The 22,955-nt window shown below is 35.7% G+C and carries 17 protein-coding genes; 6 read left to right on the top strand and 11 right to left on the bottom strand.

Annotated features, from left to right (window positions below; genetic code table 11):
• Positions 1-16: 16 nt before the first annotated feature.
• The 6 genes from BUB19_RS09310 to BUB19_RS09285 all read right to left on the bottom strand — a co-directional run bounded on the left by BUB19_RS09310 (position 17) and on the right by BUB19_RS09285 (position 7,927).
• The gene (locus BUB19_RS09310; protein ID WP_073094277.1) at positions 17-1,447 is read right to left on the bottom strand and encodes a TolC family protein; all 1,431 of its coding nucleotides are present in this window, start codon (positions 1,445-1,447) and stop codon (positions 17-19) included.
• The gene (locus BUB19_RS09305) at positions 1,440-4,682 is read right to left on the bottom strand and encodes an efflux RND transporter permease subunit (protein WP_073094276.1); all 3,243 of its coding nucleotides are present in this window, start codon (positions 4,680-4,682) and stop codon (positions 1,440-1,442) included. Before BUB19_RS09305 ends, BUB19_RS09310 begins: the two co-directional genes overlap by 8 nt.
• 23 nt (positions 4,683-4,705) lie before the next feature.
• Entirely contained in the window at positions 4,706-5,791 is a 1,086-nt protein-coding gene (locus BUB19_RS09300; RefSeq protein WP_073094627.1) for an efflux RND transporter periplasmic adaptor subunit, read from the bottom strand.
• A 135-nt stretch (positions 5,792-5,926) separates the two neighbouring features.
• A complete protein-coding gene (locus BUB19_RS09295; RefSeq protein ID WP_073094275.1) occupies positions 5,927-6,358 on the bottom strand; it encodes a hypothetical protein in 432 nt (143 codons plus the stop codon).
• 297 nt (positions 6,359-6,655) lie between these two features.
• Positions 6,656-7,543, bottom strand: coding sequence for an IS1595 family transposase (locus tag BUB19_RS23950; RefSeq protein ID WP_073094626.1), 888 nt, complete (start codon positions 7,541-7,543; stop codon positions 6,656-6,658).
• Between the two features lie 165 nt (positions 7,544-7,708).
• Positions 7,709-7,927: a DUF2683 family protein gene (locus BUB19_RS09285; RefSeq protein ID WP_073094274.1), complete on the bottom strand. Its 219-nt coding sequence runs from the start codon at positions 7,925-7,927 to the stop codon at positions 7,709-7,711.
• 399 nt (positions 7,928-8,326) lie between these two features.
• On the opposite strand from BUB19_RS09285, the gene BUB19_RS09280 reads away from it, so the two are divergent.
• The 4 genes from BUB19_RS09280 to BUB19_RS09265 all read left to right on the top strand — a co-directional run bounded on the left by BUB19_RS09280 (position 8,327) and on the right by BUB19_RS09265 (position 12,945).
• Positions 8,327-9,559 (top strand): tyrosine-type recombinase/integrase, encoded by a 1,233-nt coding sequence (locus BUB19_RS09280; RefSeq protein WP_073094273.1) that lies wholly within the window; start codon positions 8,327-8,329, stop codon positions 9,557-9,559.
• Between the two features lie 54 nt (positions 9,560-9,613).
• Positions 9,614-10,540 (top strand): hypothetical protein, encoded by a 927-nt coding sequence (locus tag BUB19_RS09275; RefSeq protein WP_143155986.1) that lies wholly within the window; start codon positions 9,614-9,616, stop codon positions 10,538-10,540.
• A 77-nt stretch (positions 10,541-10,617) separates the two neighbouring features.
• Positions 10,618-12,246: a hypothetical protein gene (locus BUB19_RS09270; RefSeq protein WP_073094271.1), complete on the top strand. Its 1,629-nt coding sequence runs from the start codon at positions 10,618-10,620 to the stop codon at positions 12,244-12,246.
• A 3-nt stretch (positions 12,247-12,249) separates the two neighbouring features.
• Positions 12,250-12,945 carry a hypothetical protein gene (locus BUB19_RS09265; protein ID WP_073094270.1) on the top strand — a complete coding sequence of 232 codons (696 nt, stop codon included), beginning with the start codon at positions 12,250-12,252 and terminating at the stop codon, positions 12,943-12,945.
• A gap of 21 nt (positions 12,946-12,966) precedes the next feature.
• On the opposite strand, the gene BUB19_RS09260 is transcribed toward BUB19_RS09265, so the two are convergent.
• A complete protein-coding gene (locus BUB19_RS09260) occupies positions 12,967-13,293 on the bottom strand; it encodes an HNH endonuclease (protein ID WP_073094269.1) in 327 nt (108 codons plus the stop codon).
• A 71-nt stretch (positions 13,294-13,364) separates the two neighbouring features.
• Here BUB19_RS09260 and BUB19_RS09255 point away from each other — a divergent pair, with 71 nt between their 5' ends.
• Positions 13,365-14,384, top strand: coding sequence for a hypothetical protein (locus BUB19_RS09255; protein ID WP_073094268.1), 1,020 nt, complete (start codon positions 13,365-13,367; stop codon positions 14,382-14,384).
• Positions 14,385-14,434: 50 nt separating this feature from the next.
• On the top strand, positions 14,435-14,710 hold the full coding sequence (locus BUB19_RS09250) for a hypothetical protein (RefSeq protein ID WP_073094267.1): 276 nt from the start codon (positions 14,435-14,437) through the stop codon (positions 14,708-14,710).
• A gap of 35 nt (positions 14,711-14,745) precedes the next feature.
• Here BUB19_RS09250 and BUB19_RS09245 read toward each other — a convergent pair whose 3' ends face one another.
• Genes BUB19_RS09245 through BUB19_RS09230 form a run of 4 tightly spaced genes read right to left on the bottom strand, consistent with a single transcriptional unit; the run spans position 14,746 to position 22,529 of the window.
• Positions 14,746-16,749, bottom strand: coding sequence for a hypothetical protein (locus BUB19_RS09245; RefSeq protein WP_073094266.1), 2,004 nt, complete (start codon positions 16,747-16,749; stop codon positions 14,746-14,748).
• The gene (locus BUB19_RS09240) at positions 16,749-17,099 is read right to left on the bottom strand and encodes a hypothetical protein (RefSeq protein ID WP_073094265.1); all 351 of its coding nucleotides are present in this window, start codon (positions 17,097-17,099) and stop codon (positions 16,749-16,751) included. The genes BUB19_RS09245 and BUB19_RS09240 overlap by 1 nt, the downstream gene beginning before the upstream one ends.
• Complete coding sequence (locus BUB19_RS09235; RefSeq protein WP_073094264.1) at positions 17,090-20,077, bottom strand: hypothetical protein; 2,988 nt, start codon at positions 20,075-20,077, stop codon at positions 17,090-17,092. The genes BUB19_RS09240 and BUB19_RS09235 overlap by 10 nt, the downstream gene beginning before the upstream one ends.
• Positions 20,078-20,090: 13 nt before the next feature.
• The gene (locus BUB19_RS09230) at positions 20,091-22,529 is read right to left on the bottom strand and encodes a phage tail tape measure protein (protein ID WP_073094263.1); all 2,439 of its coding nucleotides are present in this window, start codon (positions 22,527-22,529) and stop codon (positions 20,091-20,093) included.
• Between the last annotated feature and the right edge of the window lie 426 nt (positions 22,530-22,955).

Genomic DNA, 22,955 nt, shown 5'->3' with positions numbered 1-22,955 from the left:
CATTTTTATTTTGGCATTAATTCCAACCTCCTCCAAGAGACCGGTACAGATGAACCTTGGTATGCATTTGTTGCAATTGAATCTCCAACAAGTCCATTTTCGCTTCAAGAGCCTCCCGCTGCGTCAATAAGACCTCGGCATAATCTGCCCTCGCGGCATTAAAAAGGTTATTGGCGATAGAAACGGACTCTACCAACAAGTCGACTTCCCTGGATTTGGTTGTATAACTGTTAGTGTAGTTATCTACTTTTGAAACCTGGTTGAGCACATCGGTGTAAGCCCGAAGGATCGTCTGCTCGTAATGAACTGCTGCCTGTACCTGTCTGGCGCTGGCACTTGTATACGCTGCCTTTATGGCATTTCGGTTCACCAGTGGTGCTATGATATCCCCTGCAATATTATAGAGTATAGATTCCGGTTGTAGCAGGAAAGCAGGGGCAAAAGTACGAAAACCGACTCCTGCTTTGATTCCAAGACTGGGTAGGAAATTTGCCCGTGCCACCTGTACATCCAGATTGGCGGCGGCCAGTTCCAATTCCGCCTGCCGGACATCAGGCCGGTTTACCAGCAGTTGAGCCGGTATTCCGGAACGGATGTCATCAATTCCGATATCGCTGGAATCCAGTGATTTTCGAATAATGGGCGCCTCGAACTTTCCGCTTAGAAATTTCAATCGGTTTTCGGCCTCTACGATTTGTTGTTTTACGTCGTATTGCAGGTTTTTTGTATTTAGCAATTGGGCTTCAAATCGATTGACGGCCAGTTGGGATAACCTGGCTGCAGACTTTTGTTGCCGTACCACCCTGACAGCTTCAGATTGAATCCCGACATTTTGTTCTAGTATTTCAAGTAGTTTATCCAATACCATTAGCTCAAAGTAGGATTCAGAGATTTCTGCGATGAGTTGTGAAACCATGAAATTCCTCCCTTCGGTGCTGGCCAGGTAGCGTGATGCGGCAGCGCGTTTTGCCCGGTGTAGTTTTTTCCAGATATCAATCTCCCAGGTGGAAAACAATCCTACCATTACATCTGAAAGGGGATCCGGAAAATGTTGGCCCTCGCGGATCTCGAGCTGTTCGTCAACAGCTCCGAAGCGGGTATACCGCCCCTCCTTTTCCAGCCCCAGACCAGCCCGGATTTCAGCAAAAGGTAGGTACTCACCTTTTCTGGAGCGTACCTCCGCTCTGCTGATTTCAATTTCCTGAGCTAAAATGGTCAGCTCCTGATTGTTTTTTAGCGCCGTATCGATGAGCGCAATCAACAATTCGTCTTCATAATAGGCTCTCCAATCCATCTGCCCGCTATTGGTCGTATCTTTTGCATGCTGATAACTTTCGGGAACCTCCAGGTTTGGGATTTTCATCGCTTTTTGCGGGACATTGCAACCCAATGCAAGCAGCAAAATAAAGAGGATGATAATGATTTTATACAAATACTGATTAGTCATTTTTCTGATGTTTTCGTTTTACGGCCCTAAAGACCAGGCCCAGCTTTACCAATTTCTTGATCAGGGAGGCTTCGGAACGGTCTTCTACAAAGGATTCGGTCAAAGGATTTTCATCCTCGTCCTGAATTAACTTCCTTCCGGATGCAATCTGACCGAAAATGTAGAATAAACCCGGCACAATGAGGACACCGAATACTGTTCCAAAGAGCATCCCCCCCAATGCAGAAGCGCCGATCGTCCGGTTTCCGATAGCACCTGGACCCGTTGCAATTACCAGCGGAATCAAACCAGCGATGAAGGCAAAGGAAGTCATTAAGATCGGTCGAAACCTTACTCTGGCGCCTTCAATGGCTGCATCCAGCACTGTGGCTCCCTGTTGGTGGCGTTGAACGGCAAATTCCACAATCAATACCGCATTTTTTCCCAGTAGGCCAACAAGCATGATCAAGCCAATTTGTGCGTAGATGTCGTTGGCCAGACCCATCATTTCTAGCAATAAGAACGAACCAAATATGCCCGCAGGTAGAGACACAATCACAGCCAGAGGTATGATAAAGCTTTCGTATTGAGAAGCCAGAACCAGATATACAAAAATCAAAACGATAATAAAGATGTACAATGCCTGATTGCCTCTATGGGCTTCATCATAGGACAGGCCTTCCCAGGCTATGTCATAGCCCTGTGGAAGAATTTGCCCGGCGACTTCCCGGATGGCCCGTATAGCATCTCCGCTTGTATATCCTGCTGCAGGAATTCCCCTGATAGAGGAGGAAGTGTACAAGTTGAAACGGGTGATTTCATTGGGCCCCTGATTTTTTTTCATCGTCATAAAGGAGGAATAGGGGACCATCTCTTCCTTGTCATTTTTAATAAACAGGTTCAATACATCCTCCGGCATTTTTCGGTATTCCGGAGCTGCCTGGGTATAAACTTTAAAAAAGGTGTTAAACCGGGTAAAACCCTGTTCATAGGTACTGCCTATCAGTATGTCCAGGTTTTCCATTGCTTTGCCAATGGACACCCCTTTTTGCATCGCCCGTTCGTTGTCTATGATCAGTTCGTATTGTGGATAATTTGCAGCATAAAAGGTAAACAAACCGGACAGCTCTTTTCGCTTTTCAAGAGCTTCCATAAATTCGGTATTTACCCGATCGAAGTCCTGATAGTCTATGGTGCTGCCTTTGTCAAGAAGCCGGAGTGAAAAACCATCCGAGGAGCCATATCCTGGCACTGCCGGCGGTTCGAAGTATTCGATCACTGCCCCTAAATCCCTGGTCTTCTCTTCCAGTTCCTCAAGAATTTCATGCAACGATTGGCTTCTTTCTGACCAGTCTTTAAGGTTAATGATACAGGTTCCAGCGTTGGATCCCCTCCCTTCGGTCAGGATTTCATAGCCTGCAAGAGAGGAAACAGATTGAATACCTTCAATTTCTTCCGCAATTTCCTGAAGTTTCAGGGAGATCTCATTGGTTCGCTCCAGGGTACTTCCGGGAGGCGTTTGGATAATGGCGTAGATCATGCCCTGATCCTCGTTGGGAATAAATCCGGAAGGGAGAAATTGATTTACAGAAAATATTCCATATCCGAATGCGAGTAAAATCCCGAAAGTGATGATTTTGCGGTCGACAATGCGTGTCAAAAGGTAGGTATATCTTCCGGTCAGCTTTTCAAAATTCCGGTTAAACCAGTCGATGAAAAGGTTGACAGGCGTTTTTCGGCGGCGTTTGCCATGCGTGTTTTTTAAGATCATCGCACAGAGTACCGGGGTAAGGGTGAGTGCTATAATACCTGACAGCACGATGGCACTGGCCATGGTGATGGAAAACTGCCGGTAGAAAACGCCGACCGGACCTGTCATAAATGCAATCGGAATAAATACTGCCGTCATGATAAGCGTGATGGCAATGATGGCTCCGCTTATTTCCCCGAGAACTTTTTTTACAGCCTTGAGCGGACTGAGGTTTGTCTCTTCCATTTTGGCGTGTACCGCTTCCACAACGACGATGGCATCGTCTACCACAATTCCTATCGCCAAAACCAGGGCAAACAGCGTGATTAGATTGATCGTTAGCCCAAATAACTGCATAAATAGAAATGCACCGATCAACGATACCGGTACCGCAATGATGGGTATCAACGTGGAGCGCCAATCGCCAAGAAATAGAAACACGACCAGGGCAACCAATAAAAATGCTTCCACAAGGGTGTGTACTACCTTATCAATGGACGCATTAACAAATTTTGATACGTCATAATTGATATCGTAAGCCATTCCGGGAGGAAAGTCGACTTCCAGTTCCCTGAGCTTTTCTTTGACATCTTCGATCACCTTGCTCGCATTGGTTCCATAATTTTGCTTCAGGACGATGGATGCGGCAGGATATCCGTCTTTGGTAGAGTAAATATCGAAAAACTCGCTGCCCAGCTCCACAGTTGCGATATCTTTTAATTTCAGCGTTTCCCCGTCAGGATTTGCCCTGACGATGATGTTTTCGTATTCTTCCGGTTTATTATAACGACCTTTGTAGGTCAATACATATTCCAGCGATTGTGCGGTTTTTCCTGAAGCCTGTCCCAATCGCCCTGGTCGACCGATGACGCTTTGTTCCTCCAATGCATTCATGATCTCCTCGGTCGAAAGGTTATAGGCTCTCATGCGGTCCGGATGCAGCCAGACCCGCATCGCATACTGTCTGCTACCTAATATTTGTGCCCGTCCCATGCCGCTGATACGCTGCAATTCGGGAAGAATATGTACGTTAGCGTAGTTGTAGAGAAATTTTTCATCTGCGCGGTCATCAGTACTATAAAGGTTGACATACATGAGCATGCTCGGCTGTATGGGCGTAATGATGATCCCTTCCCGCTGCACGAGTGGGGGCAGGTTGTTCATGATCTGGTCTACCCTCGTTTTGACGTTGACTACGGCTGCATTGGGGTCGGTACCCGGTTCAAATACGATTTGTACCGTTGCTTCCCCTGCACTGGTCGCATCGGAAATGATGTACTGCATGTTTTGTACCCCGTTGATCGCCCTTTCCAATGGGATAAGGGTGGACTCCACCAATACCTGTGCACTTGCGCCAGGGTAGGCAATAAAAATGTTGACCCTGGGAGGGGCAATTTCAGGAAACTGCGATACCGGCCGGCTGTACATGGCCAACATTCCCAGAAACACGATGGCAATGGAGATAGACATGGCAAGGACCGGCCTTTGAATAAATTTATTAAACATGTTGTTTTGATTAAAGTCCTTACTTATTCTGCGTGCAGGTTGCTGAGCGAAAGCAATATTTCCTGCGGCTCTAGAAAATTGTACCGGATGGTATCGCCTTCTTTGACTTTTCTGAGTCCCTCTACCAATACCATATCGTTTTCACCCAATCCCTCCAATACCTCGTATGTATGCGGAATTTCTGCGCCCGTGATGATCTCTTTTGCCTGGACAAGACCATTTTCGGCCACGGTGTAGACGTATTTTTTATCCAGGATTTCAAAGGTTGCTTTTTGAGGTAACAGAAGCGCGTCCTCCAGGTAGGTGGGCAGCATGATATTACCGGTTTGCCCATTTCTCAAAATCTGTTCGGGGTTTAAAAAAGTAGCCCTGAAGGCAATGTTTCCCGTTTCATTGTTAAAATCTGCCTCAATGGTTTCCACAACCCCATCTCTTTCGAAAAGACGGTTATTGGCTAACTTTAATTTCACTTTTGATTGATTTTTCCGGGCTTCGTTCATGCTAAAGTCCAGGTATTCCGCCTCCGGAACATTGAAATATACCCACATCTTGCTGTTGTCGGAGAGCGTGGTCAGGAGTTCGCCCTCTTCTACCAGACTACCGAGCCGAACATCCTTGAACCGACCCACAATGCCGTCAAAAGGAGCGCGGATTTCCGTGAATGCGAGGTGGGCTTTCGCCAGGTTGAGGGATGCCTCTGCCTGCTGTAGGGTAGCTTCTGACAGTTCGAGTTCATTTTGTGACACAATATTGCTGTCTGCCAGGCTTTTGGTGTTTTCAAACTCCAACGCAGCAAATTTGGCTTCTGCCAGCGCTTTTTGTACCTCGGCCTGGTAAATGACCGGCATAATCTGAAAAAGCAACTGCCCTTTTTTTACCAGCTGTCCTTCGTCAACATAGATTTCATTCAAATATCCCCTTTCGAATGCCCGAAGTTCGATGTGCTGGATAGAATGAATCTGGCTGACATATTCCTGGTAATATAGCGTATCCTTTTTAATTGGACGTGTTGTGATATAGGTAGGCGCTTCCTGGTGTCGGTGTTCTGCATGCGAACAACCCAGTAACATAAGTGCGACCGAACCAATGATAAGTTTATCTGATTTCATGATAGTGTTCTGATTGATTTTGACAATTCCTGTCAGCAAAAGAAAACCTAATTAAATAGGAGGCTTTTTGTGACAAAAGGACAAAGAGTTATCCTGCTGATGCGAATCAGTAGGACGGTGTCAGGAATTTCTTAATCAGGACAAGTGATGCTTCCAGGAGTGGTGGAGCAGGTAAAGGTGGCGCATCCTTCGGTGATGAAAGGAAGCGGCGCAATGTAAAAGTGTTTCCTTCGTCAGGGTTTCGGTACGGAATTCCGGCAGGGTCGATTCTAAAGCCCATCTGGAGGAGTCATCATCAGATGATATGTTTTTCTCCGGTTCATCAGGATTTTCCGGATCTGACTCCGGACCTGGAGCAAAAGGAAAGGGGGGGTGGGAATCACCGGAAAAGTCTACCGAATGTACCCAATTTTTGCCGTTTTCTAGTCGATCAGGTGTTTCCTGATTGGCTAAAACCGCATTAAAAAATCCTAGTAAAACTAAGCCAGATACCAACAGAAAGTTACCAATCACTCCAGGAATTCCTGAAGTGAGCGATTTTTCAACGTTTTGGCGATTATAGCTCATAATACTGCAGTAAAATTAATGAATATTTGAAAGTTTTATCATAAATAAATTATTTTTTTGTTTTTTTAAACAATGCATCATTTGTCCGGGGATTACAAATCCCCATCATATGGACCACGAAATTGCAAATTCCGCGGAGCGGCTTTTTATTATAAAAAATGCTTAAATGAATGGATTTTTTATTCCAACCCCGTATCTTTAATTATCAATTGTGGCTTAAAAGGTTTCTAAATTGCCGGGTCATTACAAGTTACTTTTTGGGACTTCATTTAATAATTTTTTTGAATAAGGCACTTATCAAATAAATGCTTTGTACGGATACGGTGGCTTCGCCACCATCCTTTGCATTAGATTTTCAAAAATCCCTTCTTTCATTTTATGGCGATTGTACCTGTAGGTATACTCGTTAATGTAGGCTTGAAGGTCCCTCACGGAATGATGGGTTCCTCTCAGCCAGGCTTTAAACATCATTATCACCCGATGCATCTGCTTGAAGTTTTCTCCCTTTTTTCCGGATTTTTCACGAACTAGTTTCGGGAAATCGGCCTCCATGCCCTTATATCCACTCCAACCGTCCGTTTTTACCTTCGCTTCCTTATCGATGTGATCTCTCATAAATCCTCCCAGATTGACCTTGGAAGCGGTTTCTATCACTCTTCCGTACCAACGGGAAACACCACCTAAACCCCTTTCTATGCCGACTACCATGATTTTCTTATTCCCCTCGTTTCTTCCAAGTGCTTTGTCATCCTGGCCACCCACATAGGTTTCGTCCACTTCTACTTTCCCCATCATCGGGAAGTTCTGGCTACTTTCCATTGCCTTCATCACTTTCCGCTTAAAAAGCCAGCAAGTCTTTTGCCTGAGCTCAAGTCTACGACTTAATTCCCCGCTACTGACGCCATTTTTGTCAGTAGAAACATAGTAGACGATATAGAATGCCTTGAGAAGAGGGAATTTGCAGTTGTGGAAAAGGGTGCCAGCCTTTGGTGATTCTAGACGGCCACATTTGGTACACTGTCTGTCAAACTCATTAATTCCCTTGCAATAATGGGAGTGTCCGCATTTCTTACAAAGATATCCATCATTCCACTTCATATCTGCCAAATATTTATAACATGCTCTATCATCGGGAAATCGGTCTTTAAATTCGAATATAGACAGAATCTTATACTTCTTTTCCATAAAATCAGCGTTTAATGGCAAGATAGCCTTATTCGTGCCATTTAACAAACGCCTTATTCAATTCTTCTAAATGAATAGCAATTTTGTTTAAAAGGGATTTGTTGCCTGCTTTCTTGAGAAAGGCAATATGTTTCTGAGCCAGCCTCGTAAAGTCTAAGCGGTATGTCATTCCAGGCCCAGATAACCTTTTATATCTTTTTTCTCAAGGCTAATAAACTCCCCCTTTTTGTACTGTTCCCTGCTTTCTTCAATATTAGCTAAAAACTCAGGATCAATTGGTTTTTCTTTAGTTACCTCAAATTTCATTTTAAGTGCTTTGGCAAAAGCCTTCAGGGCATTTTCCTGTTCTTTTGTCTCGGTATAGATAATAAATCTGTTGTTCATATCTTATTAAAATTTTAAATTTATAACCCTAAAATACAGTGAAAAGATTCCAAATGAAAAATGGTGGAAAAAATTAATTAACCTTTATACTTTCTACAATACGCCACCAAATTGATTTTGAACCTGCGTCCAAATTCCCTCAGGTCAAGCCAGATTGCCCAATTCAAACCTCCCAAACAAAAATCCCTCGCTCGCCCAAAACTTTGTGAGTTTTGGGCGAGCGAGGGATTTTTAAGTGGAGCTGGCGGGATTCGAACCCGCGTCCAGATAGGCCCTATACAGCGTTTAAAGGCTATATTAATTTTTTAGTAGATCGAAAATCACCCGTTTTTGAACACTTCTGTGACTGAATTGTGACTGAATTTTTCTATGTTTAGGAAATCAAAAAAACCTCCTAAAATGAACATACAAGCAGTTTTAAAAAATGTAAATCCAAAAAGTAAGATTGGAACAATCAACATTTATTTAAATTTTGTGACTGAATTTGACCGAAATCAGATTTTTGTAAAGACTCCAATCAGGATTGAAAAGCGTTATTGGAATAATGGTAAAATCAGAAAGTCCCATCCAAATTACAATGAATACTCCCAACTTTTAGCAAGTGAACAAGGTGCTGTTTTAGACCTTGTGAACGACTTAAGGCTTCAAGGGGTACCAATTACCTCTGATTCATTTAAGTCTTACAGGGACAAAAAAAATGAGGGAATCAAAGACCTTATTACCCTTGCTAAGGATTACATTTCCATTAGGACTGATGCAACAAAAAGGTTAAGGGATAAACTAAACAATCTTGTTACCAGATTGGAAGATTTTTCAAATGGTAAGAAATTCTACCCTAGTCAAATCAATCAAAAATGGGTTAATGCTTTTTCCACATACTTACAAACACCACAACCTAACCACCCTAATAAGTATCTGAGAACCGGACAACAACCAGCAACAATTCACAAAACTTTTAAATTCTTAAAACAGGTGCTTCATTTTTATTCCAAAACCGGAGTGATTGATGATAGTTTTAAATCCCTGAATTACCCCAAAGCATTCACCCAAAAACAAATGGTGTTCATTGAATCAGAAATAAGGAAATTGATTGAATACCAACCCACAAGGGATTCCATTAAAAGGGTTAAGGATTTGGCCTTAATCCAGCTTTTTACAGGTTTAAGGTATTCGGATGCCATTAAAATCAATCAGTCCAATATTTTCAATGGTCAGTTGGCAATAACAGCTGAAAAAACCAATCAAAATATCAACATTCCCCTTCATCCAGCCTTAAAAAATATCCTTGAAAAGTATGATTATGATTTATCACCACTTAAAATTACAAATCAAAGGTATAATGATCATTTGAAAGATTTAGTTAAATTAGCAGGAATAGAATCTAAAGCTGAATACATTTACTTTGAAAATCGTGTAAAGAAAACCTGTCAAAAACACAAATATGATTTGGTGGCTTCTCATACCTTTAGAAGAACCTTTATTACCAATGCCATCATTAAAGGCATTCCTTTACACGTAATTCAAAGCATAACAGGCCATACGACATTAAAACAGCTTAGTGAATATGTTAATATCGCTGATAGCATTAAACAACAGGAAATGAATAAAATGAATGAATTGTTTAAGGTTTAAAAATAAAATAACCAAAAGCAATTTATAAGAAAACGATTTAATTTTAGAATGAAAATGAACCCTCAAAAACAATTACTTTTTAAAGAACTTTTAGAAAAGTTAGAAAAATCTACTTTTGAACCAAGTGATATAAAGTTACTATTTTTAGAACTTCGTGATCATAATAAAGGTAGCATAATTTTTGAAATTGCAAATTTCATTGCCCATCCAGAAGGTAGAAATAAAGGGGTTAGTTTCCAATATATAGAACGACAATATGTAAAATATAATGTTTTTTATCATAAAGATAATATTCTTTATGATTCTATAACTTATAATACTTTTAATAAAATACTTTTGCCAGGAATTATTGAATTTAAAGAAAAGGATTTTAAAAAAAGCATAGGTATAAGCAGAGCACAGGCATTAAACCTATTGAAAAAAAGCTACTCGAATGATAAAAATTTTCGAGCTTATTTTCCTAGCAAGCTAGAAAAATTGGAAGACTTTTTTTTATTAAAAAAAATAATAAATTTTACCGTTAATTCTTTTGTAGCAAATCCTGCTATCAATTCAATTGAGGTATTTAAATCTTTAAAGTCAGCTATTTCTGAATTAAATTCAAAATTAAACTTAGGTTATAATGGCCATAAGCTAGTAAACAAAAATATTAATGATATTTATATATGTATTGTTCATTTATTACACTATGCAGAATTTGAAATGTGGGATAACAAAATTGCTAAATTAAGAATGAGCATTAAAAATAAGGAACAAAATCAAAATAATCCATTTTTACACCTATTTATGGAAATACCATACAATGAAAAGAAAGTATGGTTTTCTTGGGATTTCATTTATAGTGAATGTAATTTATCAAAACATATAGAAAAAGAACAATTGCATTTATTTAACAAGGATATTAAAATTGAAACTGCCTCTTTGTATAGGAACGAACAAGGGATTTTAAAAATTAAGGTTATTGATTATAAAGAATCATAACTTTTCAGATTTTTAACATAAGCAAAAGTAATTATCAAAAAGAAATGAGTAAAATGTTTAGGTTTAAATTATAACAGATGATCTTAAAAAAGGATGATTTTACGGAAGAAAGAGGAAGATATAAATATATAGGAAATAGTGGTGTAACAATTAATGAAATATCAAGTGATATATACGAACTGAAGGGGGAGATGTTTTTCAAAAATGTATCTTTTGATGGCGAAATAATTTTTAGCTTTAAAGGAGGTCATATTTTATTTTTTAATTGTCACTTTATAAGTTTAGTGATATTTGAAGGAAACAATAACATAATTTCAATTACTAATTTAAACGGGTATATAAAAGTAAATGAACCAAAAACCAAACTAAGTATCTCATACGGGTTCCAAGAAAAGCAGAATATTGCTTTTCGAAAGGATATAGTTTTAGATCAGGATATAACTGTAAAGGATTTAACAATGATTTTTTCTTTTGTCAACTCAGCCAGTATTGTTAACGTAAAACCTAAAAATTTAAAAATAATAAGTTTTCAAAAGGAAAAGAAATATGCTATTGATTTAAATATCGACTTAATTGAATTAAATTCAATTAAGATTAGTCATTTGGAATTTAGTAATATAAAATTCAATCAAACTAAGTGTTATAAATATGAAATATATGACTGTAAAATATTATCAACTAAAGAATTTGACAATATTTATATTCCAGACACAAAAAAATTAAAAATAAGTGAGTTTCGATCAAGTGAAAGGCTAAACATATTTTTTATGTGTGAAGACGAAACTTATAATTTTGATTCTGTTGAATTAAGTAATGTTCAAAATAAAAATATTGATTTTGGTTTCTTTGGTAAAAAAGTTGAAATAAAGGAATTCACTTTAAACACAGATAGTTCAGTGTCTTTTAAATTTGGAACTTCTGTAGATGATTTGTTCATTGAAAAATTTATGATTGTTGGTAAAAGGAATTTAAAAAATTTATTTGAAAATATTAAATTAAAAGACCTAATTTTTGAAAATTTTGAATGTTTTGATTCTTTTACATTTCAAAATATTGACGTCGATAATAATTCCAGTTTATATTTTAACAATTCTAATTTAGATTTTGTTACTTTTAAGCCATCTATTTTACATAAATTTAATAATATTTATATTTCAAGATCAGATTTTGTTGGAATGTCACTTATAGATTTTAAATATATTGAAGAGAAAAGAATTTCTAGTGAAATTATTGATATAAATAAACAAATTATAAAGACGAATAACATCAATTTTTTTCGCTTTCTGAAAAATCATACACAAAATCAATCTAATCTACATTTATATCAAAAGTATAAAGCTTTTGAATTTAATGAAATATTACGTCAAAATGAAGATATTGATGGTGGTGAGAAATTTATTTTGGAATTCAACAAATTTACCAACAATCATACAACTGATTGGTTTCAAGCTTTTAAATTAATCCTAATAACTTTTTCTTTTTATTTATATTTAATTACGTCTTATCTTTTATATTCCCAAAATGATTTTCAATTTATGGATGTTTCAAAAATATTACCTAATTTGCTTTCACCTGTTAGTTTTTTAGTAAATAATGATGAATTTTGTTTTCCTAATTTAATTTATTTTATTGATGTTTTCTATAATATTATAATTGGTTTACTCCTATACCAAATGATTGCAGCATTCAGAAAATTTAATCGATAAGTTATGAGTAAAATTATATCTTTTTTTAAACGTAATGTATTGATGTTTTCATTAGTTGGAATTCCACTAATTCTATTCCTACTTATTTCTTTTATTTTTAAAAGTTATTCTAATATTTGGGTATTTCCTTTCAATGTTGAAATATGGGGTACTGTATCAGATTGGTTTATGGTTTGGGTTACAGCTATTACAGCTATATATTTAATTAAAACCTTTAAAAAGCAACAAAGATTAAGTGAAATTGAAATCGTTAAATTTAAAGAAGATATAAAGCCAAAATTTGAAGCCAATGTGGAGATTTTTGATTTTAAGGAAAATCCTGATGGTACTTCAACTGCTAAATTTAAACTTATCTTATATGTTAAAAATAGTAGTGCCTATAGAGTGGTTTTCGACTTTGAAAAGGATTTTGATTTAAAGGAATATGTTTATGATATCATTTATGAAAATAATAGTGTTTCGTTTCCCTATTTTGAAGTTGAAATTAATCAAGAAGCAAAACTTATAGGGGATAAATATGATCCGTCAGAATCAGTATTTTTGAGTTATTATTTTTATAGAAATAAATTAAGAATTGAATTTTTTGATCTTGAAGGTGCAAAATATTATCAACCTATAATTATTAGAATTAATGACGATGAAACTATAATGTCAGACAACGGCCCTGTAAGTGACAGTGAAAAGGTTTTTAATATATGAAATAAAATACTAAAATATGTTTCATTTAACACAAACAAACCTAAGCCTCCCATCCCTCATTTCATCCAAGTACCGTTCTGAGCTGTCAATTGTCCGTTCTAAGCCTGTCTTTTGCCTATGGCACTTACCACACAAGGTTTGCAGGTTGGTAGGCTCTAATTCCAAATGTGGTGCTAATCTGCGTGGTATAATGTGATCCACAACAGCCCCTTCACTTACAATTTCCCATTGATCACAAAGTTCACAAACTGGATTGGCTTCAATATACTGCTTTCTGAGTTTCAGCCAATCTTTTTTCCTGTAAAAGTCAGTGTTAAAGCCATAGCCTTTAGGATTCCATTTTTTCATTATTTTAGTGTTTTGAATTTAAATTTTAGTAAATTAACCGCTGACTTTTAGTTTTAAGGTAATACCACCTAATGTTTGAACAACAAATTAGTTTTAATATGATATCGTGGAATGGTGCAAAAAATGCAGTTAGACAAAGGTTAAATGATAATGTGATTTTAACGTTTATTATTTCCCTTATAATTTTAAATTGGAAACCACTTTATTATTTATTTTTTTTTGATGGTGATCAGGCCAAAAAAATTAAATACATTGAATCTGAACTATCTAATGATACTATCTGCAATTTCCTTATTGCTATCGGAATAACCTTCTTTTATGGTCTTGTGTATCCTTTTATTTTGATATTATTTAATGGGATTAAAAATAAGTATTTAATTAAAGAGGAAGAAAATAGAAAAGATTTACTTGATATAATTGAGGAAAGTAATAAATCTGAATTTAAAGCTGAACTTGCAAAGACTGGTACGAAAACAATTGATCAATTAGAAAATAAAATTGAAGAAAAAGAGAAACGAATTAAAGAGTTAGAAGAAAAGATCGTTGGATTAAATCTTGATAGCCAAATTAATTCCAAAGAATATGAAAAAACTATAAGTGAATTAAAGTCTAGTAATTCAATATATACTAAAAAGATTAATGATTTAGAAAGAGAGAATAATACTTTAAAACAGAATAAATTAAAAGTTGAATCTTATGTTAATAGCTATTACGGTATTCTTCAAAAAATTTATAATTTAATATCCTTTGATTATCAGGGCAATATTAGTTTTATTTATAATCACTATTTTAATAGTATTCTAAATAATGAATTTAACAAAGAGTATTATAATCGAATTTTAGAATCTGAGGAATTTGAGATTATTTTTAAAGATTATGCTGAACAAAATACAGATAGCATTCATAAATTTAATTTTGAAGGAATTGTTCCTACTTATCGCCAAAAATTAGAAAATGAATTAAAAATTAATAATGAGAATTTTGAATCAAGTAATTTTTCTAAAATTTTATTTCTTTTTCGATTGAAATGGTTGAAAGAAAATTTTGAAACGATTGAAAGAGAACTTGCAGAATTGAATAAACCTGTTTGATTTTTTAAAATATTTCCTAATCACCGAATTTCATTACAAATTTTACTAATATGACACAACTAAAAGAATTCATTGAAGCGTATTCGGATTTACTCAAATCTGATAATGAAATTGTTCACTGTGATAATGATGGAAACATTTATACCACCGTTGAAGAGGCTTACGCTGCCAAGAAATCAGGTAAGGAAATTGAACTGATCAACCGAAAGGAAAAAGCCATTGAGGAACTAAAGGATATTGGAATTACCAAAATTGAAGCCTCTCAAATGGTTCAAATCCTAGATTTCCTTTATAAGTCTAAAAGAGGCCGAAAACCTAAAAGTTAGAAAAAGCAAAAGCCATCAAACTAATGATGGCTTTTTTATGCTAGGTTACCTGCTGAATCCCTCCAATTAGTACCATCTGAAATATTGTCTTTATTTGTTGTGGTATTAAAAATTCTTGTACCCGTTGGAATTTCGTCTGCTGGTGGTCTTAATGAACTTGTAAAAAAAGCTTGTTCAAAGCCGTATCCAATTACGTAATTATTTTTGTGGTGGGTAATACCAGCATTTTTAGTATCTGATAAACCAACATAATACAGTTTAGCTTTTTTGTTCACCCCTAATCCATTCCTTAATTGAATCTGGACTTCAATTTTCCGGTTTGTCGCTGAATCATTTTCAATTTCAACTTCACAGTATTCCAATTCCCCTGAAGGTGCTAAAATGTAATTTTTCCAGCCTGAATTTGTCCAAGTTTTTGAAATAAAATCATAATACACATTATTAGCTCTGTCTCTGATTTGGAATTCTGTAAAAATATAAGCTGGTATGTTGAAAATGTACTGAACATACAGCTTACTACTAGCTGGAATGGTATTGTAAGAACCGTAAACATCAACCCTTGTGTTGGTTGTTTCATCAACATCAACTTCTAAATGACAATCCATATTTTGCCCTGAAACGTGGGCTAACGCTGGATTAAAGATTGATCCTTTAACCTTTGTGGCTGTGCTAGAATTCGTAATATTTAAGGCATTAGCTGGATTATTTGTTGCAGTTAGGTAGTTGATAGCGTTGGCATTGTATCCTACTGGCAACTGTTGTCCAACCTTCGTTATTCTTTTAATAATATTCCGTCCATCGTTGTCAATGAATCTATTCCTGAATTCAGGGCTATTCTGAACAAAGTGTTCACCTGTGGTTAAAAATACAGTATTTCCAATACAACCAGCCTCAATTTCCAACCCGTGGTTTATTCCAGTCCAATGAATTACATTTGAATGGCTGTATTGCCTACCAGAAACGCTTGTTGGATCACTGGTAATTTTAACGGTAGTTGGATTTGAAATCCCAGGTGTTGCAGGTTGGGTACCACCAAAAACTTCGACATTACAAACCCCTCTTAATTCAATGGATGGAACGGATTTTTCACCGTAGGCACCATAGATTCTAATTGATGGATGAGAGTAAGCAATTAACCTGCTGTTGGTTCCATCGGCTGCACCTCTTATTAAAAGTCCACCATCACCATTAGCTTCAATCCAAGGGCTGTAAAAATCAGCATTGTAAACTTGTATAGTTTCAATACCCCAACCAACGTTATAATAAGCCTTAATACGCCTGAAATCCAACATTTGGGAGCCAAATACAAAGCCTTTACCACCGCTGAAAGTTGCTGTAATATTGTCATAGGTGTTACCATATCCGGTTAAATACACTAATTCAGGTGTATTTGGGTTTAGCTGATCACCTGCCCCCCAACTTAAAGGAGGATTATTTCCATTAAATCGAATTCCTTTAATTCCTGCGCTGAATTGTCCTTGATTGCTGAAAAGTCTTGTATTTTCACCTGCTGCTAATTTGAATTCACTTTTTTCTTGCTCCCCGACAATCCAGCAAGTACCCAAATTATTGAATCCTGAAACGTCATCACCAAACATTTTTGTGATATAAGTACCTGTATTGACATATAAGGCTTTGCCATACCTGATACCTGCGTTCCACCATTGTTTTATTGCCTCAAAGTTAGTGTCTTTGTTATTGTTGTCATTTCCGCTAATTACGCCAAACCAAATCAATTCTACTTTTCCGGAAAATTGTCTAACCCAAAAACCACCATCTTCAGATTGAAAAACTATTCCATTATCAATTATTAAACCAGCATTGGAAGGAAAATACTTAAAAATGCCGTTCCTTAAAGAATGGTTTAAAATTAACGTTTCCCTTCCTTTTCTAAGTGCTGTTGAAAATTCATCAACGGATTCAATAATTAAAGGTGTATTTTCGATTATAGGCCAAAAACCTAAATCCTGTTGGGTAGGTACAATTACAGTAACATAATCATCAGCATTTAGATTTATATTAATATTATATGCTTCCATTATGTGACTTTTGTTGTTGTTAAAATATTGTTTAGCTTTATCCTAAAATAGGTTGTTACTTTACCATTAGCTTTTATTTTTACATCACCCCAATAATCTTTTTCGAAAAATAGATTTGAATTGATATAGTCAATTGTAACTTTTGCTTTATTGGTATCAAAAATTTGAATTCCATTACCAATACTTAAACTAACTATTTTACTTTGAATATCTGGTTTTTCAGAAAAATCTATATAAATACCATCTATTGAACTTAAATCCAAGGGATCGTTATTTTCATCAAAAAAATTAAGTTGAATTTCTTTCGTGTCGCCTCTAACAGAATATATTTCAAGTTGTCTTACTGCCATATTTTATTTTTTAAAGTTGAATCTAAAAATAGATAGGTTGATTTTGGTAATAGTGAATTACCATTGCTTTCTAATAATTGATCTTTTATCAATTCTTTGATTGAATTGAATTGATTGTATTCTTTATTTTTATAATAGCACAACCCAACTAATCCACTTATATAGTAAGTAATGAAATTATCAGTTGATTTATTTTCATACAAATCTAAAAATTCAAAGTTAGTAAACTGATTTAAAAAGTACTTTCTTTTTGAAAATAGGTATGCATAAACATTTAATAGTAAACTGTCACTTGTTAAAGTCATTTGGAAGTTTGTTTTACTTCTTAATCCACTAAATACACTGTTTTCTTTTACAAGTGTTTTTTCTATTAAAAGCTTTAACTGTTTCGCTTTTTTTCGGTCATAAATCTTTAATCCAAAATAATAAACAATATTATCAATAGTGATAGCTTCATTATTGTCAAAACCTAGTTTAATTGTGTATTTAAAATATTTTGATTCAATGAAACTATACAAGTTTTCAATAATTGATTTTGCTTTGGTTACTTTACTTTCGTTGTGGATTTTATTTTTAACATAAAAATTTAAACTGTAAAATAGGAAAGCATTACTTTTAAAAGTTACACTACCTTGTAATATTCCATTTTCAATATATTCATTAAACGAACCATCAACATTTTGTAAAGTGAACAATTCATCAACAATGGCATCAGCAATGAATTCATATTCCTTGTTTCCCAATAAACCTACAATTGCAAAGGACAAATCATAAATATTGGTTTGATCACCTGTTAGAAATGAAAGTGGTATTCCATTAGATTTATTGGAATCAATGGCTTCATAAACACTTAAATCAATTGGTTTGCTTAATTCAACCAATTCAATGTTGTGCATTTGTTCTTTGTCACTTATTTCAAGTCCTTGGATTTTAAAAGTTCTGTCTATGGATGGATTAAAGATTACATCATTCAAATCAATTAAATCATCACCAAATATTTCACTTCTAAATGTAAATGAGGGTTTGCTATACTGTTCAATAATTCGATTTGCTGTATGCTGTAAGATTGGCAATTCCTCATTATTCCTGAACCATACATCAGTTAAACTCCCATCAAATTTTTGTAAGGCTCCCAAATCCCTTAAATTACCATCACCCAAAACCGTTTCAACGGTTTCCAATACTTTTACATTATCATCTTTTAAAGTTGATTGATATTCCTTTTCAGTTTCCAAAGAAATATTAGGATGATCAATTTCAATTTTTTTGATAGTGTTATTCACCCGATTAATATTTATTTGGTATTTGGTTGGTACATCAGTATGATAGTTTTGAACATTCCAAAAATGAGGTGCTGAAATATCAAATTTGATTGTTCCTTCATCACCTAAAGAAATGTATTCGCTGTATTCATCATATTGCCCTACCAGAAAAAGAACCCTGTACATATTGAATCTTTTGGTATAGTTGTAATCAGGGTTTTTAAAATTCATTGGTTCTTTTGATTCCTGATTCAGTGTGTATCTTCTGATATACCTTCTAGCTTCTATGTAATCAAAATCCTGTGTATCAGTAATAAAAGGTGTCCAATCAGGTGTATTGGTAGACCATAAGTATAATTGTTCCGTGGGGTAATCAGCCGTATAACTTAATCTTGCTGTCTGGTTTTTTGTGGTGTTGTTTGATTCAATCCGCACATAATGGCCAAAGGTTAGATTTTCAAAAAAGTCCTGTAACTGTTTTTCGGCCCAATTTTGGTAAATGTCTTCATCAAAAGTTGGGTCTGTTATTCTTTCCGGTGGATGGTCATAATCAACCATTAATTGGGATTCAAAAACGAAATCAATAAACTTGTCAATTCTGCTGGTTTGTAAAGGCAACCTGTTATAATTTACCGTTATGCCAATGTAATCTGATTTACTTGCTGTTTGAGCTTCCCCAATAGTGGCATAAGTGTTGTTTGAATATTCTAGTGTGAAATTGAATCCGGTATCTTCCCTGCTGATAAAGCCATTGTTGCTAAAATATTTATGAGTGGATGAATTAATCCAAGCATCATCAAATAGATTCCCGCCTTTGATTATTGGTTCTTTCGCCTCTTTGTCCTGAATTATTGTAAGTGATTTTTTACCGCCTTCTATTTCAATATTTGATGAACCTTCGACAATCTTTAAATTATGATCATCCAAATATTTGGTTTGGCTGATTGATTCAATTCCTAAAAAATTACCTGTTATACCGCTGTACTTGTAAAAATTGAAAGTTTCCAAATCAAAGTTGGTTATTTCCCAACGTCCTTTATTTTGCTTTAAAGTTGCTGCAAATACTTTCATTAATTCTAGTACCACATCTTCACAATTCCAAGCCTCTTGATTGTCTTGGTATAAGTTATTAATAAAGGCTCTAGTGTTGATATGGGTATTGAATAAAATACCTGTTGATAATTGATTGGCTTGATAGCTTATATCCAATCCATCATAAATATCTAGTTGCAATCCTATCTTGTCAAAGACAACTTTTAAAACAGAAATGATACTTATTGAATCTTCATAGATGAAGTCATCATTTGAATCTTTAAAAGGTATATCTTTTAAGGTTGTTAAGTAATCAATTGCTTTAATGGATACCTCATAAGGTGGGGTTACAAAATCTTCATTATAGTTATCAGGTACTAAAAATCCATCCCAATAAGCTTCATTTTCCTTTAAAACCTCAATTCTGTATTTCTTTTCCGGGAAATCAGAAAATTCAATGAATTCAAAATTTTTTGTTGAAAGTAAGTTTATCCTGCATTCACTTTGCATTAAAGGATTAAATTTCTTTTCCCCTTCCCCGTACCATTTTATTGTTAAAGGCTCAGAACCAAAGCTTTCTAAAGTGATCAATTCACCACTATAATTATCTTCCTTTATATAAATTACTGTTTGCCTGTTGTTTATATCTGTATATTCTATTTTGAATTTGTTGTTGTATGCCATTGATTAAAAAATATTAAACCCTGCCTCTTTTTTGGTTTTCCTTATTGACTATGTACACCAAATCAGAACCTTCAATTCTAAATTTTCCCCTAAGTTCGGTTGGTTGGTTATTTCTGAATTTCAAATCATTTGAACTGATAATGGTACCTGATTGGTTTGGCACAAATAATTCAGTTCCTCTTTCACCAACCTTATAAGCTGAACCCATATTTACGGCTCCACCTTCAGCCCTACTACCACCAAAATTATTGGTTGCCATATTTCCCATTGATGATTTAATGAAACCTGCCAAAGCTATTAAGGCAACACCTCCAGCTATTGCAACATCCGGATTTAAGGATTGTAAAGCTTTCTTTATACCTAATATGGCAATACCTGCACCGATTGCCATTTTACCAAGCTGTTGCATTACATTGGTCAGGGATTCAAGTAAAACAGTACCTATACTGCTTATATGGGCTGATCCACTTAACACTTCCCCTAAAGCTGTACTGAATGAAGACAAGCCTTCAGCAATACCCTCATTGATTATGTAATTGAAACCATTGCTTAAATCCAGTCCTATTTGTTGGAATGATTGGGATAAGGATCTACCAGCCAATTCAATTTCCTTTAATTTCTGGTTGAAATTGGTAAGTTTAATTTCAGGTTCAACCACTGTAACCCCTGAAATAGCTGTTGAAATAGCTCTGTTGGTACCATTATTATTGACCTGGCTAATTGGTAAAGGCTGTATTGTTTTTGGTTCTAATACGGTTAAAGGTGCAACAGATTCACTTTCTTTTTTGACCTGTTTTACCTTGGCAATGTATTCATCCAAATACCCGTTTACGGTCTTAAGACCACTGGAAATATTGTCTAATCCGAAGTATCCGGTAACCTTACTGATACCACTAATGACAGTGGAAAATACTGTTAAAATGTTCTTAAAAATGACCTTAAAAAAGGATTGAATGAAGTTACCAACTGATTCAAAAGCACCTTTAAAATCACCTTTAACCAGCTTAACCGCAACATCTACAAAGGTTCTTAAATAGTCAATCACCAAAGTTAAATTGCTAATTATCAGGTCAAAGGCTGTAAAAACAGTGGACTTTAAAAAATTGAATACCTCAGTTATTTCCTTTCCGTATTTGTCCCAAACCCTTTTTGATACACTTACAAATTCATTAATAATGTCCTTAATTCCGTTGATAGTGGTATTCCATAATTTCTTTAAGGAATCCAGAAAAGTAACCCCATTACCATTGGTAAAGTAATCAACAATTTCATCCCAATATTTATAGATTAAAAGTACTGTTGCACCAACTGCCAAACCAATTGCTAATACAGGTGTTGAAATACCTGCTAATAGAGGTGATAACACCTTTAATGCACCAATACTTGAACTTACAAGTCTTACAATTTGTCCAAGACCTAGAATAAGAGGTGGAACAATAGCAAGGAAAACCCCAAATCCAACCACAATTTCTTTGGTTGAATCATCCAGATTTCTAAACCAATTGGCAACAGCTTTAACCCCATCAGCTAAGGAATAAAACATAGGTGCAAGCTTTTCACCTATTTCAATTTGAATGCTTTCTAAAGCTGATCGCATAGAACGCAAAGCACCACCCAAACCGCTTTCCATTGTTTCAGCCATTGAATGAGCTGAACCTTCACTATTTGCTAATTCTCTTTGGTAACGCCTTAATTCCTCTGATCCAGAATTCAGCAATAGGTTCACCCCTCTAATGGATTCCTGTTTGAAAATACCTGCTAAGGCTGAATCCCTCATTTTTCCGGTCATTCCGGTTGTGGCTGTTTCAACATCTTGTATGATATCAACCAAAGACCTCATATTTCCTTCAGTATCATAAAGGCTTACATTCATTCCACCAATGGCAACATTACCATTATCAGAAGCTTTTTTCATATCCCTCATAACAGCGTTTAAGGTTGTTCCAGCCATAGAACCCTTTAAACCACTGTTAGCAAAAACAGCTAATAAGGATATTGAATCTTCAATGGTTTGATTGGCTGAAGCCATATTGGATGAACTGTATTTCATTGCTTCACCAAGCTGTTCAACACTGGTATTGGCTTTGGCCTGACCTATGGCAAATAAATCACTAACCTTAGAAGTTTGATTGGCTTCAATCTGATAGGCTGACATTACATCAGTTAAAATGTCTGTGGTGGTTGCTAGATTTCCACCTGCAACCGCTGCCAAGTCTAATGAACTTGCCAATGAATCCTGAATCTGTTTGGTATTGTATCCAGCCAAAGCCATATATTGCATAGCTTCTGAAACCTCAGTGGCTGAAAATCGAGTGTTACCACCTAATTCTTTGGCCTGATCATTAAGGGCTTTAAATTCGCTTGTGGTGGCATTCGTTAAGGCTTGAACCCGTAACATACCATCACTGAATTGGGCTGTTGTATGGGTGGCAATACCGCCTAAAATGGACAATGGTAAGCTAACCTTGGAACTGATATCGCTGGCAATCTGATTAAGGTTTCTGGAAAATCTGTTTAAATCTCTTTGAACCCAATGCTATTAAGTTAAGCTTTTTGGTTTGTTATTTTGGTTTCAAAATGGAATAATTTTGATTTTTCCCTGCCGGTTTCGGTATCTTGGCGAGCTTTTTATCAGGTTTCGGGCATAGGCTTCCTTACTCCTGAAGCAGGTGTCAATTTTTGGTGCGATATGTTGTATTTTCTTCTCTTTCCTTCCCTTTTTTGCTATTTATAGTATTGGTTGGTCCTTGCCGATTTTCCCAGACCCTTTCTAGAAAATTTCCTTCCCTTCTTTACCGCTACCTGCTTTCGGGCTATCTTGTTGACCAGGATTTCCAGTATTTTTTCCACACTTTCCCGGCTGAACAACTCCACAATC

It is taken from the genome of Cyclobacterium lianum (assembly GCF_900143075.1).
GTDB classification, from domain to species: domain Bacteria; phylum Bacteroidota; class Bacteroidia; order Cytophagales; family Cyclobacteriaceae; genus Cyclobacterium; species Cyclobacterium lianum.
The sequence above is the reverse complement of the archived record's forward strand: the minus strand, read 5'-3'. Positions and strand labels throughout refer to the sequence as shown.

Bases quoted from the DNA above. Each gene is read 5' to 3' on its own strand.
- BUB19_RS09310 (WP_073094277.1), bottom strand. From the start codon at position 1,447: ATGACTAATCAGTATTTGTATAAAATCATTATCATCCTCTTTATTTTG.
- BUB19_RS09305 (WP_073094276.1), bottom strand. From the start codon at position 4,682: ATGTTTAATAAATTTATTCAAAGGCCGGTCCTTGCCATGTCTATCTCC.
- BUB19_RS09300 (WP_073094627.1), bottom strand. From the start codon at position 5,791: ATGAAATCAGATAAACTTATCATTGGTTCGGTCGCACTTATGTTACTG.
- BUB19_RS09295 (WP_073094275.1), bottom strand. From the start codon at position 6,358: ATGAGCTATAATCGCCAAAACGTTGAAAAATCGCTCACTTCAGGAATT.
- BUB19_RS23950 (WP_073094626.1), bottom strand. From the start codon at position 7,543: ATGGAAAAGAAGTATAAGATTCTGTCTATATTCGAATTTAAAGACCGA.
- BUB19_RS09285 (WP_073094274.1), bottom strand. From the start codon at position 7,927: ATGAACAACAGATTTATTATCTATACCGAGACAAAAGAACAGGAAAAT.
- BUB19_RS09280 (WP_073094273.1), top strand. From the start codon at position 8,327: ATGAACATACAAGCAGTTTTAAAAAATGTAAATCCAAAAAGTAAGATT.
- BUB19_RS09275 (WP_143155986.1), top strand. From the start codon at position 9,614: ATGAACCCTCAAAAACAATTACTTTTTAAAGAACTTTTAGAAAAGTTA.
- BUB19_RS09270 (WP_073094271.1), top strand. From the start codon at position 10,618: ATGATCTTAAAAAAGGATGATTTTACGGAAGAAAGAGGAAGATATAAA.
- BUB19_RS09265 (WP_073094270.1), top strand. From the start codon at position 12,250: ATGAGTAAAATTATATCTTTTTTTAAACGTAATGTATTGATGTTTTCA.
- BUB19_RS09260 (WP_073094269.1), bottom strand. From the start codon at position 13,293: ATGAAAAAATGGAATCCTAAAGGCTATGGCTTTAACACTGACTTTTAC.
- BUB19_RS09255 (WP_073094268.1), top strand. From the start codon at position 13,365: ATGTTTGAACAACAAATTAGTTTTAATATGATATCGTGGAATGGTGCA.
- BUB19_RS09250 (WP_073094267.1), top strand. From the start codon at position 14,435: ATGACACAACTAAAAGAATTCATTGAAGCGTATTCGGATTTACTCAAA.
- BUB19_RS09245 (WP_073094266.1), bottom strand. From the start codon at position 16,749: ATGGAAGCATATAATATTAATATAAATCTAAATGCTGATGATTATGTT.
- BUB19_RS09240 (WP_073094265.1), bottom strand. From the start codon at position 17,099: ATGGCAGTAAGACAACTTGAAATATATTCTGTTAGAGGCGACACGAAA.
- BUB19_RS09235 (WP_073094264.1), bottom strand. From the start codon at position 20,077: ATGGCATACAACAACAAATTCAAAATAGAATATACAGATATAAACAAC.